Origin of the sequence: Synechococcus sp. O70.1 (assembly GCF_047462215.1) — a bacterium.
Classification (GTDB): Bacteria; Cyanobacteriota; Cyanobacteriia; order Thermostichales; family Thermostichaceae; genus Thermostichus.
Map to the genome: position 1 here is coordinate 35,642 of NZ_JANSIT010000012.1, position 13,973 is coordinate 49,614.

At 58.8% G+C, this 13,973-nt stretch carries 14 protein-coding genes; 8 read left to right on the plus strand and 6 right to left on the minus strand.

The features are described 5' to 3' along the window. The first annotated feature begins 281 nt into the window (after positions 1 to 281). The 5 genes from sppA (at position 282) to NW833_RS08190 (ending at position 5,774) form a co-directional block, all read left to right on the plus strand. A complete protein-coding gene (sppA, locus tag NW833_RS08170) occupies positions 282 to 1,289 on the plus strand; it encodes a signal peptide peptidase SppA (RefSeq protein WP_414412137.1) in 1,008 nt (335 codons plus the stop codon). Between the two features lie 31 nt (positions 1,290 to 1,320). Continuing rightward, positions 1,321 to 2,547: an alanine racemase gene (gene alr / locus NW833_RS08175; RefSeq protein WP_414412138.1), complete on the plus strand. Its 1,227-nt coding sequence runs from the start codon at positions 1,321 to 1,323 to the stop codon at positions 2,545 to 2,547. A 225-nt stretch (positions 2,548 to 2,772) separates the two neighbouring features. Beyond that, the gene (gene speD / locus NW833_RS08180) at positions 2,773 to 3,231 is read left to right on the plus strand and encodes an adenosylmethionine decarboxylase (RefSeq protein WP_414393840.1); all 459 of its coding nucleotides are present in this window, start codon (positions 2,773 to 2,775) and stop codon (positions 3,229 to 3,231) included. Positions 3,232 to 3,258: 27 nt separating this feature from the next. Further along, positions 3,259 to 4,197 carry a spermidine synthase gene (locus NW833_RS08185; RefSeq protein ID WP_414412139.1) on the plus strand — a complete coding sequence of 313 codons (939 nt, stop codon included), beginning with the start codon at positions 3,259 to 3,261 and terminating at the stop codon, positions 4,195 to 4,197. 425 nt (positions 4,198 to 4,622) lie between these two features. Then, entirely contained in the window at positions 4,623 to 5,774 is a 1,152-nt protein-coding gene (locus NW833_RS08190) for an NAD-dependent epimerase/dehydratase family protein (protein WP_414393836.1), read from the plus strand. On the opposite strand, the gene NW833_RS08195 is transcribed toward NW833_RS08190, so the two are convergent. From NW833_RS08195 to lepA, 5 genes are all read right to left on the minus strand, one after another. Next, on the minus strand, positions 5,771 to 6,682 hold the full coding sequence (locus NW833_RS08195) for a histone deacetylase (protein WP_414412140.1): 912 nt from the start codon (positions 6,680 to 6,682) through the stop codon (positions 5,771 to 5,773). The genes NW833_RS08190 and NW833_RS08195 overlap by 4 nt on opposite strands. A gap of 37 nt (positions 6,683 to 6,719) precedes the next feature. Then, complete coding sequence (locus NW833_RS08200) at positions 6,720 to 7,040, minus strand: hypothetical protein (RefSeq protein WP_414405652.1); 321 nt, start codon at positions 7,038 to 7,040, stop codon at positions 6,720 to 6,722. Positions 7,041 to 7,475: 435 nt separating this feature from the next. After that, entirely contained in the window at positions 7,476 to 7,859 is a 384-nt protein-coding gene (gene rsfS / locus NW833_RS08205; protein ID WP_414412141.1) for a ribosome silencing factor, read from the minus strand. Beyond that, positions 7,860 to 8,501, minus strand: coding sequence for a bis(5'-nucleosyl)-tetraphosphatase (symmetrical) YqeK (yqeK, locus tag NW833_RS08210; RefSeq protein ID WP_414412142.1), 642 nt, complete (start codon positions 8,499 to 8,501; stop codon positions 7,860 to 7,862). Further along, complete coding sequence (lepA, locus tag NW833_RS08215; protein WP_414412143.1) at positions 8,494 to 10,305, minus strand: translation elongation factor 4; 1,812 nt, start codon at positions 10,303 to 10,305, stop codon at positions 8,494 to 8,496. Before lepA ends, yqeK begins: the two co-directional genes overlap by 8 nt. Positions 10,306 to 10,554: 249 nt before the next feature. On the opposite strand from lepA, the gene NW833_RS08220 reads away from it, so the two are divergent. After that, positions 10,555 to 11,796 (plus strand): ATP-binding protein, encoded by a 1,242-nt coding sequence (locus NW833_RS08220; RefSeq protein ID WP_414412144.1) that lies wholly within the window; start codon positions 10,555 to 10,557, stop codon positions 11,794 to 11,796. Between the two features lie 41 nt (positions 11,797 to 11,837). On the opposite strand, the gene NW833_RS08225 is transcribed toward NW833_RS08220, so the two are convergent. Further along, positions 11,838 to 12,155, minus strand: coding sequence for a DUF3067 family protein (locus NW833_RS08225; protein WP_414412145.1), 318 nt, complete (start codon positions 12,153 to 12,155; stop codon positions 11,838 to 11,840). Between the two features lie 138 nt (positions 12,156 to 12,293). Between NW833_RS08225 and NW833_RS08230 the strand changes: the two genes are divergently transcribed. Further along, entirely contained in the window at positions 12,294 to 12,812 is a 519-nt protein-coding gene (locus tag NW833_RS08230) for a cytochrome b6-f complex iron-sulfur subunit (protein WP_414405669.1), read from the plus strand. Positions 12,813 to 12,955: 143 nt separating this feature from the next. Beyond that, positions 12,956 to 13,939 (plus strand): apocytochrome f, encoded by a 984-nt coding sequence (locus tag NW833_RS08235; RefSeq protein ID WP_414412146.1) that lies wholly within the window; start codon positions 12,956 to 12,958, stop codon positions 13,937 to 13,939. The last annotated feature ends 34 nt before the right edge of the window (positions 13,940 to 13,973 follow it).

Here is a 13,973-nt window from a genome sequence, read left to right on the forward strand (position 1 = left end):
TTTGGAAGATCTCTACCCCACGCTTGGCAAGGGCTTTACGTAGTCCCCTAGTCCGCAGTGGAGGACCTCAGCTGCCCGTACTTCTCCGGGCTCTAGCCCTGGCAATACCCTGCCGTAGGCTACCTGGGTGACAACTGCCAGTATACTACAACCCTCCCCCGTCTGCACTGCCCTTCCCCTCGCTCGCCTGCAGAGCAGTGGGGATGCAGTCGCTACAAAAGCCTGCTGGGTGATAGAACAAAGTCAGTGACAACGGGGGGGTTGTGACTCAGGAAAGCCAGTTGAACCGCATTTTGGCGGCTGCTTTGCTGGTGGTTTGCCTAATTGCGGCCCTTGTCGGCAGTAGACGCCCTGCAGCCGAGTTGGCTCGAGGGGGAGCTCCTCAAGGGGCAAGTCGCATCGAGGTGGTCGCTCTCGAGGGTCCTATCGGCGGCTTGCGCCGCTCAAGCTTGGTGGGCTTGCCCACCTCCCCTTTAGAGCAGCTGCGGGAAGCGGTTGACGATAGCGCTGTCAAGGCTGTCCTGCTGCGCATCAACAGCCCAGGCGGGGCCGTGGGATCCAGCCAGGAACTCTACCGTGCCGTTACCGCCCTGCGCGAAGCCGGCAAGCCTGTGGTGGCCGTCCTGGAGGACATTGCCACCAGTGGCGGTTACTACGTGGCCAGTGCTGCCGACAAAATCTACGCCAACCCCGGCACCCTGACTGGCAGCCTAGGGGTACTCATCAGAGGCCTTAACTTTAGCAAGCTGCTCGACACTTACGGCATAGAGCCGCAGACCTTCAAAACCGGCGAGTACAAGGACATGCTCTCCCCCTTTCGCCCTGCCACTCCCCAAGAGCGGCGCCTGCTGCAAGAGCTGGTGGAGAATACCCTCGACCAGTTTATTCGCGATGTGGCCCGCGGGCGCCAGCACTTGCCGGAAAAAGGGGCGGAAGAGGTGCTGGATGCGGAGATGATTGCGCGGCGGCAGAGTTTGGATGAGGTGCGACTGCGCCAGTTGGCCGATGGGCGCCTCTTCACCGGAGCGCAGGCGGTGGAGCTGGGCCTAGTGGACGCCTTGGGGGGGTACACCGAAGCCGTGGAGGATCTGCGGCGGATGACCGGGGATCCCTCTCTGTCGCCGGCAACCAGAGACCCGTTCCAACGCGCCCTGCGGCGGCTATTGAGCCAAGGGCTGCCTCCAGCAGGGCAAAGCTTCTGGCTGGGTCAACTGCTGGGAGACGAGGAGGCTGCCGGGATCCCAGAGCTGCCGCTGTTGTGGATGGCGCCGGCCTGGACTTTGCGCTAAATCTAACCTTGGCCGGGTGTGAGGGTGAGTTGTGGATCAACAAGAAGTGTCCACGTTGGGCGACGCTTCTGCTTTGACTGCGGTTGCGGTGCCGGGAGCAAGGACAGACTCCTGGACGGCGTTTAACCCGGAGCTAGAGCTGCTAACCAGCCGCGCGTGGGTGGAAATTGACGCAGCCCAGTTGCGAGAAAACCTAAGGCTGTTGCAGGCTCGCCTAAGCCCAAACGTCGAGATCTGGGCGGTGGTCAAGGCCAATGCCTATGGTCATGGAGCTCAGCTAGTGGCTCCTCTGCTGGTGGCTGCTGGGGCCAAGGGGCTATGCGTGGCTACGCTGGCCGAAGGGATCGAGCTGCGCCAGACCGGCCTACAGGCACCGATCCTGATCCTGGGCGCTTTGAATACCTGGGCGGAGCTCCAGCAGGCCATGGCAGCGCGGCTGGAGATTAGCCTTACCCGCGCCGAGCAAATCCCCCTGCTGCGCCAGGTGGCCTCCTGGGCCGGGCGGCCCGTTCCAGTCCACGTTAATGTCGATACCGGCATGACCCGCCTGGGGATCCCTTGGCAGGAGGCTGCCGCTGTGTGGGGGCAGATCTGCCGGATCCCTGAGCTAGAGATCTGTAGCCTATTCTCCCACTTTGCAACGGCAGACGAGCCCAACTCGCCGGCAATGGCCCAGCAAGAGTCCCGTTTTGCCCAGGTGGTAGAGCAGATCCGCCAAGCTGGGGATCCCTTGCCGCCGTTGCATCTGGATAACTCCGCCGCCGCCCTCACCCGCCTTCACTACTCCCGCGTGCGGCTGGGGCTAGTCCTCTACGGCTTGTCTCCTGCTCCTCACCTGCAGGTGCCTGGGCTTAGACCCATCCTGCGCCTTAAAGCGCGGCTGACCCACATTCAAACGGTGCCTGCCCACACGGGTGTCAGCTACGGCCATCGCTACATCACCCGCCGTCCCAGCCGCATTGCCACTCTGGCCATTGGCTATGCCGATGGGATCCCAAGGCGGCTTTCCGGCTGGCTGCGAGGGTGGGTGCGTGGCGGCCTGATCCAGCAGGTGGGCACCATCACCATGGATCAGTGCATGTGGGACGTTACCGAGAGGCCGGATATCCAGGTGGGAGACGTGGTGGAGCTGTTGGGCCCCCATCTGGGAAGCATGGGCTTATCGATCCAAAACTGGGCCGATCAGTTGGGCACTATCCCCTACGAGTTGCTTTGCGGGCTTTCTGCTCGCCTGCCAAGGGTGCTAGTCAACGCCTGAGCCTGCCACTGGCGCAAGCTCCCACCAGTTAGAGAATTCCCGTCCCCTGGGGCTTTTTCCTGAGCTTGCTTCTTTTCCTCTGGCTTGAAGAACTCACGCCCCTTGCTCGAAAGGCCAGAAGAAAGCCGCTGCTCCTTGTAATCTGCCTCAATTTGTGAGACGATCAGAAAACTGTGCTTTTGCTTGCACGGCTCTTGTCGTCTATCTGGCCAATTAGGGGATAGTATGGTACACACGCTATCTGGCCAATTAGGGGATAGGTCTCTGGCTCTAATCGGGATCCACTGCATCCTAGAGCTGTACGACTGCCCGGCCCACCTCTTGGATGATGTCTCCCTGGTGCAGCAAGCCTTGCGGGAGGCGGCAAGACGCTCCAACTCCACCCTTTTGGGTGAGCTTTACCATCCCTTTGAGCCGCAGGGGATCACGGCGCTGGCCCTCTTAGGAGAATCCCACATCTCCATCCACACCTGGCCTGAAGTGGGTTATGCAGCGGTGGATGTGTTTACCTGCGGGCGCCATACGCGGCCTGAAGCAGCCTGTGAATATTTGATTGAGGTCTTTCAAGCGCGACGGCATTCGCTGCGCAAGCTGCCTCGCCGAACCACGGAGCCGGCGTCCCTTGAGGAAGTGACGCCCTTGCCTGAGGCAGTTAGTTGTGAAACAGCTAGACGAAGGCGCTGAGATTGCACCACCTTTGCCAAGCTACCCATGAACCTGCCAAGGAACTTCTTCTGGGCCCAGGAGTACTTTACCCCCTGGAGCTACACTGCCTTTGCTATTACACGCATCCTGGCCTACCGAAAGACCCCCTTTCAGGAAATGCTGATTGCCGAAATGGGGGCCTACGGCAAGGGCTTGATGCTGGATGGGCATTGGCAGTCCACCACGCTGGACGAGTTCCTCTACCATGAGGCGCTCGTCCATCCCGCCCTTCTCCAAGTTGTCCAGGGGGGTGGGATCCCTCGGCGCGTGCTTGTACTGGGGGGAGCGGAAGGGGCAACGCTGCGGGAGGTGCTGCGCTGGCGCTCGGTGGAGCAGGCGGTGATGGTGGACATCGACGGAGAGGTGGTGGAGGCCTGTCGGGAACACTTGCCAGAAATGCACCAGGGGGCCTTTGAGGACCCGCGGGCGCAGGTAGTGATTGCCGACGCTTTCGACTTTCTCCAGGAGACAGAGCCGGTTTGGGACGTCATCCTCTCCGATCTTTCGGATCCTGTGGAAGCTGGCCCTGCCGCCCGCCTCTTTACCCAGGAGTTTTTCTGCCAGATCCGCTCCAAGTTGCAGCCCGGTGGAGCTTTTGCCCTCCAGGCTGGGCCGACAAGCCCCTTGGAGTTGGAGCAGCACACCCGCATCGTTCACACCCTCAAAACCGTGTTTGCTGCTGTGCAGCCCTACGCCATCTACGCCACCACCTACGGCGAGCCTCTTGGATTTGCCCTAGCAGCTCAGACTCCTATCCCCTCCAGGCCGGAGCCGGAACAGATCGACCAGCTTCTGGCTCAGCACTTGGATCCCAGTCGAGGGGAACTGCGCTTCCTCGATGGCACTGCCCTCCTGGGCCTTTACCAGGTTCCTGTCTATGTGCGCCGCGCCATTGCCGCTGAGACCACCGTCTACACCCTAGACAACCCTCCTCAGGTCGACTAAGTCGCTGGTAAAAGTGGGTTCTCCTCTAGTCCTTGATTCACTAGACAATTGGCCACTTTGTGGCACAACTAACCTTCTGCCTTGACGTAGATGGGCTGAGCTAGTAGGCTAGCAGGTAATCTTCTTGAGTAGGTGTTTTGCCTGGGCTAAAGTTGGCTCCGTCCTTAGCCTGTGTGCCCGGTATAGCAAGGAGCAACTACCTGCAGCTCGCGGGAAAGTCACGCCTGTGGAGATCCCTCTGGCGGGGTAGTAGAGGTGAACTCTACTACTAGCTACGGGTCGTGGAAGCAGGAAGAAAGCCTCAACGCTGAGTGAAAGTCTGCTTTTGCTCGGGGTTGTATAAGTCTTTCAGAGCGGCTCCTGAGGTATTTGTCTTTGGTGCCATAACTTGGTAGATTCGTGAACAGGCGAATTCCGCTTCCCCAATGAGAGTTTTAGTTATTGGTGGTGACGGATACTGTGGCTGGGCAACGGCCCTGTACCTATCCAACAGGGGCTACGAGGTGGCCATCCTCGACTCGTATATCCGCCGGCTTTGGGATCTGCAACTGGGAGTTTCTAGTCTGACACCCATTGCCCAGCTTGAGCAGCGGGTGGATCGCTGGAAGGGGCTGACTGGCAAGGATATTCCCATCTTTGTTTGCGACGTTACTAACTACCAAGCCCTAATTTCTTGCATGCGCCGCTTTGAGCCAGAGGCCATTGTGCACTTTGGCGAGCAGCGCTCTGCTCCCTTCTCGATGATTAGCCGCGAACATGCGGTGATGACCCAGGTCAACAATGTGGTGGGCACCCTCAACATCCTCTATGCCATCAAGGAGGAATTTCCCGACTGCCACCTGGTGAAGCTGGGCACCATGGGTGAGTACGGCACTCCCAACATTGACATCGAGGAGGGATACATCACCATCGAGCACAACGGCCGCAAGGATACCCTGCCCTATCCCAAGCAGCCGGGATCCATGTACCACCTCTCCAAGGTCCATGACAGCCACAACATTCACTTTGCTTGCCGCGTCTGGGGCCTGCGGGCTACCGACCTGAACCAAGGGGTGGTGTATGGCGTGCTCACGGAAGAAACAGGCATGGACGAGGTGCTGATCAACCGCCTCGACTACGATGGCGTGTTTGGCACAGCCCTCAACCGCTTCTGTGTTCAGGCAGCAGTCGGCCATCCGCTAACAGTCTACGGCAAAGGGGGTCAAACGCGCGGCTTCTTGGATATTCGCGACACCGTGCGTTGTGTGGAGCTGGCCATCGCCAATCCTCCTGAGCCAGGTCAGTTCCGGGTGATGAACCAGTTCACTGAACAATTTAGTGTGGAGCAGCTAGCAGTGATGGTGCAAAAGGCTGCAGCTGCCATGGGCTTGAAGGTGGAAATCCAACACCTGGAGAACCCCCGCGTTGAGCTGGAAGAGCACTATTACAACGCCAAGAACACCAAGCTTCTAGATCTGGGCCTTCAGCCTCACTACCTGTCGGATTCGCTGCTGGATTCGCTGCTTAACTTCGCCCTCAAGTACAAGGACCGGGTGGACGTGCGGCAGATTCTACCTAAGGTGAAGTGGAGAGGCTAGCCTTCTAGACAGGCCTGGGCTACACTTAGCCAGCCGCGGGCCAAGTTTTCCAGGTTATACCCCCCTTCTAGGCCAAAGACAGCCTTAGAGGTTACCTCTTTCAAGCAAAGACGGGTCATGCGACCAAAGTCTTCCGGCTCTAGCAGCATATCGGCCAAGGGATCCCCTTTGGCACAGTCAAAGCCGGCACTCACCAGCAGCAAATCGGGCTGAAAGGCTTTTAGGAAAGGCAGAACCTTCTCCTGCAAAGCTTTTTCGTAGGCCGACCAGTCGGATCCTGCAGGCAGAGGTACGTTGCAGAGGTTGCCGTGGATCCCGGTTTCCTCGGCCAGTCCTGTGCCGGGGTAGAGAGGAAACTGGTGGATGGAGGCATAGGCCAGTTGGGGATGGCGCTCCACCACCGCCTGGGTGCCGTTGCCGTGGTGTACGTCCCAATCAAAAATGGCTACTCGCCTGACCCCTGCCTGCTCTAGTGCCCACAGGGCGGCGATGGCGGCGTTACTGAAGAGGCAAAACCCCATTGCCCGCTCCGGCTCAGCGTGATGCCCAGGCGGACGACACAGCACCAAAGCTGGCTGTCCTGTGGCCAAAGCCGAGGCCGCTGCAGCAATCCAGCCGCCCACTGCCCGCCGCGCTGCTTCAAAGCTGCCTGGAGAGACAACTGTATCGGCATCAAGGTAACCCCCACCTGCTGCCGCCAGCTCGGCCACCTGTTGGATATGCCGAGGCGAGTGGACCCGCTCCAGCTCCCCCAGCTCAGCCAAGGGGGGATCCCGCCACTCCAGTTGGTTGGCAAAAGGGGCCTTGCGCAGGGCTTTGGAAATAGCTTGCAGGCGGGCCGGGCGTTCCGGATGAAAGGGACCCGTATTGTGGCTAAGAAAAGTTTCAGAATAGTAAACGGGCAGCATTTAAGGCAGCGCCTTCGCAGTGTAGCTAACCCTCCTTCTACCCGTAGAACACCTCCGACATCGCTGCTCCCACGTAGGGATCTTCAAAAGAGTCCTGTTGCAGCTTCTGCTTGACCACATCCCGCACCACCGAGCGGAGCAACTCCAGTTCTGAGGCGCTAAGCTGGTCGCGGCTAGGGCATTCATCGGCAGCCAGCAACCTATAAGCAGGGGGAACCCGGTTGAGAATCTGCTGCAGCAGGGATTCCCGCTCCTTGGCGTCATGAAACACTTGCTGGTGGGGGTGCTCGGTGCAGAGTAAAGTTTCCAGTTCTGCCAATGCAAGGTACTCGATGATATTCACCAACATTTTTTCCATCAGAACTTCCCTCCTAAGAATCTCGGCCGCTTTTAAACAAGCATTAAACAAAGGGCACTAGCTCCTACTTCTCCTCTGCTCTTGCCACTGGACTTTCCCCTAAAGGCTTGACATTCAAGCCAAAGTAGATCAACTCCCTCACTACCAGGAAGCTGTCGTCAATTATTAACCTTGTGCTCCTGCTGGCATTACCGCCAGCGGGAAATTATCGGCGTTTTGGAAAGTGCAGAATGGGAACTTTAACAAAGACTATAGAAACTCTTCTGCACCTAGAAACAAGGGTCTTACTACTCCTCGGCGTTTATGCTAGCACGCAACTATGTAAGAAACTGTGGAACTATTAAAAACTTTACGTGCTTCACATATTTCTTGACAGCCGACTAGGGAAAACCGGCAAAGCCCTAGTCTGAAAGGTCGACCCGCAGAGCTAGGGATCTAGCCGGCTAAAGGCAACTCAACCCGTTCGGCCTGGATCCAAAAAGACTCCAGGTCGTAGTACTCTCTTTCGTTTTGCATCATCACGTGGACGATGAGATCGGCGTAGTCAATGAGGATCCACGAGCCTGAGTCTTGACCTTCAATGCGCTGCGGTGTCCGTTGCCACTCCTCCCAAAGCCTTTCCTCAATTGCCTGGGCAATGGCGCGCACTTGCGTCAGCGAGTAGCCACTGACTAGAAGAAAGTAGTCTGCCAGTGTGGAAACTCGAGATACATCCAGCAGGACAATGTCGCCACCTTTTTTTTCTTCCGCTGCGCGAGCTGCACTCAGCGCCATGCGATAGACGGGATCCCTGGCACGGGCAGGCATGAGCTGTAGCAACTAAGACCCTCCTGAAACGACGGAAAGAACTGGAGACGCAGACCTCTGGAAATCCTTTTGATCCAAAGGATGGAGCAGGAAATAATTGCGAGTCATGAGGGTGCGTGGATGAACCACCTGATTCCGGTTTAGCAAAAATCTCAGGCTTAGATCGCAAACCCCCACCACAGCTTTAGATAAATCTACAAAAGCCAGGCGCCGCAACTGCTCCAGCTCTGGGCTGCTGCCGCGGTTGGGTTCCAGAGCATCGGCTACAAAAACCACACAACTGAGCGGATCCATGCCGGGCTGGCCTAGGGTGTGGTTGGCGATGGCCGCCAAGATCTCCGCATCCTGCACCTGAAACTGTTCCCGCGCCAACAGGGAGCCCACCTCGGCGTGGAGGATGTGGGGCTCAGCCCGTTCAATCTCGTCTAGCTCCCGCTCCCGAGCTACCCGCTGCAACAGTTGCTCCGCCGGGAAAGACTTAGCTAAGTCGTGCATCAGACCTGCCCAAGCGGCTTTCTCCTCATCCAATCCGTAGTGAGCCGCCAGTTGCCGGGCCATTGCCTCGACTCCCAAGATGTGGCGCAGGCGGGGAGGAGGCACCCGCTCCTGCAGCCAGGCCAACACCTCCTCGCGGCGCAAGGCTAGGTTAGTCATTTTGCAACTTCAACACTGCCATAAACGCCTCTTGGGGCACATCCACTGTTCCCAGTGCCTTCATGCGCTTTTTCCCTTCTTTTTGCTTTTCCAGCAGCTTGCGCTTGCGAGTTACGTCTCCCCCGTAGCACTTGGCCAAAACATTTTTGCGCAGCGCAGGGATAGTTTCGCGGGCAATGACGCGCGAGCCAATCGCCGCTTGGATGGGCACCTCAAACTGGTGGCGTGGGATCAGCTCGCGCAACTTAGCCACTAGAGACCGGCCCACCTGAAAGGCTTTGTCCCGATGCACAATCGTGGAGAGAGCGTCCACCGGCTCGCCATTGATGAGGATATCCAAGCGCACCAGATCGTCAGCCCGATAGCCCACCATTTGGTAGTCCATGCTGGCGTAGCCGCGGGTGCGAGATTTCAACTGGTCAAAAAAGTCAGTGATCACTTCCGCCAGAGGCAATTCGTACACCAGCGTCGTGCGGCCCTGAGCCAGATACCTCATATCCTTAAAGATGCCGCGCTTAGTCTCGCACAGCTCCATCACCGCGCCAACGAATTCCTCCGGCAAAATCATCTCCACGCGGACAATGGGCTCCTCAATGCTAAGGCGCTCGTTGGGAGGAGGCAGCTTGCTGGGGTTATCAACCCGGAGCACCGAGCCATTGTTGAGGGTAACTTGATAAACCACCGTTGGGGCTGTAATCACCAGGTCCAGGTCGTACTCCCGCTCTAGCCGCTCCTGAACCACCTCCATATGGAGGAGGCCCAAGAAACCACAGCGGAAGCCAAAGCCCATGGCAGGGGAGACTTCCGGCTCAAAGTGGAGAGCGGCATCGTTGAGCTTCAGCTTTTCCAAGGCCTCTTTGAGTTCGGCGTACTGATCCGAGTTGCTGGGAAAAAGTCCACAGAACACCATTGGCTTGGCTTCTTTGTAGCCGGGCAGAGGCTCAAGAGCCCTGCGATGAACGAGGGTGATGGTGTCCCCCACGCGGGCGTGCTCAACGCTTTTAATGGCAGCGGCAATGTAGCCCACTTCCCCGGCGTGGAGAGACTCAACCGGCTCTTGGTGGGGGCGCATCACTCCCAGCTCAGTAACCTCGTACTCCCGGCCAGAGGCCATGAAGCAAATCTTGTCCCCCCTTTTCACCTCCCCATCCACAATGCGCACATAGACAATCACACCCCGGTAGGGATCGTAGTAGCTATCGAAGATCAAAGCCCGCAAGGGATCCGCTACCGTATCCTGCGGCGGCGGTACCCGCTGCACAATAGCTTCGAGAATCTCTGAGATACCGAGGCCCACTTTGGCAGAGGCTAGGATCGCCCCGCTGCAGTCAAGGCCAATCACCTGCTCGATCTCGGCAATGACTCGCTCGGGGTCGGCGCTAGGCAAGTCAATTTTGTTAATGACGGGGATAATTTCCAGGTTGTTCTCCAAAGCCAGGTAAACATTGGCCAGGGTTTGGGCTTCCACACCTTGAGAAGCATCCACCACCAACAGCGCCCCTTCACAGGCAGCCAGCGAGCGGGAGACCTCGTAGGAAAAATCCACATGCCCTGGCGTATCGATGAGGTTGAGGACATAGTCCTGGCCGTCTTGGGCACGGTAGTTCATGCGGGCCGCCTGTAGCTTGATGGTGATGCCCCGCTCCCGCTCCAGTTCCATGCTGTCTAGAAGCTGCGGCTTCATCTCGCGGGCTGAGACGGTGCCGGTTGCCTCCAGCAGCCGGTCGGCAAGGGTAGACTTGCCGTGATCAATGTGGGCAATGATGGAAAAGTTGCGAATGCGGGAGACGGGGACGTCAGTCATAGAAACCCAGTCAGGGCAAAGATTTTTTACAATGCTAGCTTGTTTGTCCCTCTAGCTAAGCCCAGCTTATCCAGCAGTCGACCACCGTGGCCCGCACCCCTGGCGCAAGCAGGGCTTAGCCACCTGGGTGGGGGTGAAGGCTAGCTGACAAACCAGGGTTAAGGTTTGTTGCATAGTAGGTAGTAGGGTGCCCCTTCGCGCTACTTGGAGGCAGCCCTCTTGGCGCAAGGCTTGGGGTAGCGGGCCGTAATGACTCCCCTAGAAGAAGCGGCGGAAGCGGCGGCTAGGCTGCTGGTGTTTCGGGACATCTGCGCCCGTCCCCTGGCCCTAGCCTGGCAGGAGCTCATTCAGCAGTTGATGAGCGGGGATCCCTTGCCCTGCTGGAGAGCCTATGGGCGTTGGTTTGAGCTTTTGGCCCAGCAAGGCTTGAGCTGGCGGGAGTGGCTGATCCGGGAGATCCGCTGGGCCGATAACCCTTTCTCGCGGGCGGCGCTGCAACCGCAAGGGATCCCAGCACCCCTTCTGCAAGCGGCCCGCCACGATCTCCGTTGCCTGCAAATCCTAGCCAATAGCCAGGAGACGATCGCCGAGCAAATGCAGGCGCTGGGCCTGGGGATCTCCTGGCCAGATGAAAACACCAGCAGCTCTGGCTGGGATCCTCGCCCCTTGGCCGATTGGGGCCAGAGCCTGGAGGCCTTGATTGCCCACTACCGCCAAGCAGGGGCAGGGCTCTATGGCCGCTATTGGGCCTTTCGCTGGGGGCCAGCAGGGCTAGAAGGGATCCCTGCTCCCGACTTGCCCGAATGGGAAGAGATTTACGGCTACGAACGGCAGAAACAGCAGCTGGCCGCCAACACCGAAGCGCTGCTGCGGGGGGATCCGGCTTTGCATGTGTTGCTCTACGGAGCGCGGGGCACCGGCAAGTCTTCGCTGGTGAAGGCGTTGTTGCGCCGCTACGGCCCGCAGGGACTGCGCCTACTGGAGCTAAGACCCAGAGACTTGATGCAGTTGCCGGAGATCTTGGCGGAGCTGCGACAGCAGGCGCTGCCCTTTGTCCTATTTGTAGACGACCTCTCCTTTGAGGCGGACGAAACCGAGTTTAAGCAGCTCAAGGTGCTCCTAGAGGGAGATCTCGTCCCACCGCCGCCCAATGTGCGCCTCTATGCCACCAGCAACCGCCGCCACCTTATCCGCGAGTTTTTTGGCGATCGTCCCAACCCCCAAGATCAAGAGATCCATGCCTGGGATACGGTGCAGGAAAAGCTGTCGCTGCGGGATCGCTTTGGCCTTACCCTTACCTTTGCCCCTTTTAGCCAAGCCGACTATCTGGCTACGGTGGAACACTTGGCGCAGCGGCTGGGCCTCTCTCAGCCTCTAGATACCTTGCGCCGCCAAGCGCTGATCTGGGCTCAGCAGCAGAACGGCTTCTCCGGTCGCACCGCCCGCCAGTTTTTGCAGGCCCTGCAGGCCGGCCTGGTGGAAGTTGGATAGCCGCAAGCCGGTGGAGTTTTCCGTTGTAGAGAAGAGCCAGGCTACAGCAGCCACTCGCAGGCCCGCTCTCCCACCCCTTGCAAATTCAGAGGAATGGCCACCGCCTTGCCTATGCGAGGTTTCTGGCGGGTAGCCTCAATTTCTCGCCGCACCGTTTCCCACACACCCCAAGCCTGCAGATGAGCCATCACCGACTCCAGGCGAGCCAGATACTCGGCCTCCGTCAAGGGGAAAGAGGGCTGCTCTAGGTAGCGCCACATCACCAACAACACCACCCTACCCCCCATGCGGCGCAGCTGCACGTCGTAGGAGCAGCCCCACTTCTCCCGCAGCAAAGCTTGCAACTCGGATCCCCTCATAGGTTGGCTTGGATGCATCGGCCTCCCCCTCGAGCTGCTCCTAGCTTTGCATTTCTTAATGAAATTGGCTAGGGGGCTCGGTTAGGATGGTGTCGTTTGTCAACGAACGTTAAAACTTCTCAGGCTTTCCTGACCATTATGACCGAAGCGATGAGCAACTTTGAGGCGCCCCCCATGAGCCGGCGGGTTCTCTTGAACGCCCTTCTCAGCGGCTCGGTGGGGGTGGTGGTCGTGGGTGCCCTCTACCCGGTGGTGAAGTATTTCATTCCTCCCTCTGCCGGTGGGACAGGGGAGGGAGTGATTGCCCAAGATGCCCTCGGCAGGCCAATTCGCGTCAGCGAGCTGCTAGCTACCCACGCGGCTACGGACCGCGTCCTGGCCCAGGGCTTGAAGGGAGATCCCACCTACATCGTGATCGACAATGGAGCGGTGGCTAACTACGGCCTCAACGCCGTCTGCACCCACCTCGGCTGCGTGGTGCCCTGGAATGCAGGAGAAAACCTCTTCAAGTGCCCCTGTCACGGATCCCAATATGCAGCCAATGGCAAGGTCATCCGGGGGCCGGCTCCCCGTTCGTTGGAGCTAGTCAGCGTCACGGTGGACGGCGACAACATTCGCTTTAGCCCCTGGCAGGGCCCCGATTTCCGCGAGGCCTAAAGCGCGCCATTGCAGAGCTGGCGGTGGCAAGAGGAAAGCCTGAAGAGGGCACGGCGTTGGTCTTGGCCAGAGCGTCCACAGGCTCTCGAGGAGAGGGCGCAAAAAGCTTTTGCAGATTGGAATTGCAATTTTGAGTTGAGCTTATGAAGCGAATTTTTTTCTTGGCCTTGTGCGCGCTGCTGCTAGTGGTCGTAGCATCTCCGCCAGCAGCAGCCTACCCCTACTATGCCCAGATGGCCTACGACAACCCCCGCGAGGCAACGGGGAAAATTGTCTGCGCCAACTGCCACCTGAACGCCATGCCTGTCCGGGCTGAAGTGCCGCAGGCGGTTACCCCCGGTCAGGTGTTCACCATTAAAGTTGGGATTCCCTACGACCTAAGCAAGCAGCAGGTGCTAGCAGATGGCAGCAAGGGCGGCTTGAATGTTGGCGCGGTGGTGATCTTGCCAGAGGGCTTCCGCCTGGCCACCGAGGAGGAAATGACCGAAAAGCAGCGGCAGGAGACCGCTGAGACCTACATCACTCCCTACAGTGACCAGAAGCCCAACATCCTCCTGGTGGGGCCGTTGCCCGGTGAGCAGCACCAGGAAATCGTCTTCCCGGTGGTAGCCCCTGACCCGAAAGAGGATCCCTCAGTGGCTTTCATGAAATATCGGGTTTACATTGGCGCCAACCGGGGCCGTGGCCAGATCAACCCCGATGGCAGCCTCAGCAACAACAACGTCTTCCGCGCTCCCGCCACCGGCCGCCTGACCAGCATCGCCACTATCGAGTCGGATCTTAGCGACCTGCCGGCAGAGCTCGCCGCCCTGGTGCCACCCGAATACGAGTTGCCGGGCACGCGAGTGCTCAGCTTCGAAACTGAGAACGGTATCCAGCATCTGGTGGTGCCGCCGGGGCCGGAGTTGGTGGTTAACATTGGCGACAGCGTCAAAGAAGGGGATCCGGTTACCAACAACCCCAACGTGGGCGGCTTTGGCCAAGTGGAGCGGGATCTGGTGCTGCAGAGCCCGGATCGGGTGAAGTGGATGGTGGCCTTCCTGGCGGCAGTGGCTATCACTCAGCTCCTCTTGGTACTCAAGAAAAAGCAAGTGGAACTTATTCAGGCGGCAGAACTTTTGGGCTAGCCCCACTCTTCCAATCATTCCCAGCACCCCGGAA

Excerpts from the sequence above, each read along its gene's own strand:
- speD (WP_414393840.1), top strand. The coding sequence starts at position 2,773 with ATGGTACACACGCTATCTGGCCAATTAGGGGATAGGTCTCTGGCTCTA.
- NW833_RS08185 (WP_414412139.1), top strand. The coding sequence starts at position 3,259 with ATGAACCTGCCAAGGAACTTCTTCTGGGCCCAGGAGTACTTTACCCCC.
- NW833_RS08190 (WP_414393836.1), top strand. The coding sequence starts at position 4,623 with ATGAGAGTTTTAGTTATTGGTGGTGACGGATACTGTGGCTGGGCAACG.
- NW833_RS08195 (WP_414412140.1), bottom strand. The coding sequence starts at position 6,682 with ATGCTGCCCGTTTACTATTCTGAAACTTTTCTTAGCCACAATACGGGT.
- NW833_RS08200 (WP_414405652.1), bottom strand. The coding sequence starts at position 7,040 with ATGGAAAAAATGTTGGTGAATATCATCGAGTACCTTGCATTGGCAGAA.
- yqeK (WP_414412142.1), bottom strand. The coding sequence starts at position 8,501 with ATGACTAACCTAGCCTTGCGCCGCGAGGAGGTGTTGGCCTGGCTGCAG.
- lepA (WP_414412143.1), bottom strand. The coding sequence starts at position 10,305 with ATGACTGACGTCCCCGTCTCCCGCATTCGCAACTTTTCCATCATTGCC.
- NW833_RS08220 (WP_414412144.1), top strand. The coding sequence starts at position 10,555 with ATGACTCCCCTAGAAGAAGCGGCGGAAGCGGCGGCTAGGCTGCTGGTG.
- NW833_RS08225 (WP_414412145.1), bottom strand. The coding sequence starts at position 12,155 with ATGAGGGGATCCGAGTTGCAAGCTTTGCTGCGGGAGAAGTGGGGCTGC.
- NW833_RS08230 (WP_414405669.1), top strand. The coding sequence starts at position 12,294 with ATGACCGAAGCGATGAGCAACTTTGAGGCGCCCCCCATGAGCCGGCGG.
- NW833_RS08235 (WP_414412146.1), top strand. The coding sequence starts at position 12,956 with ATGAAGCGAATTTTTTTCTTGGCCTTGTGCGCGCTGCTGCTAGTGGTC.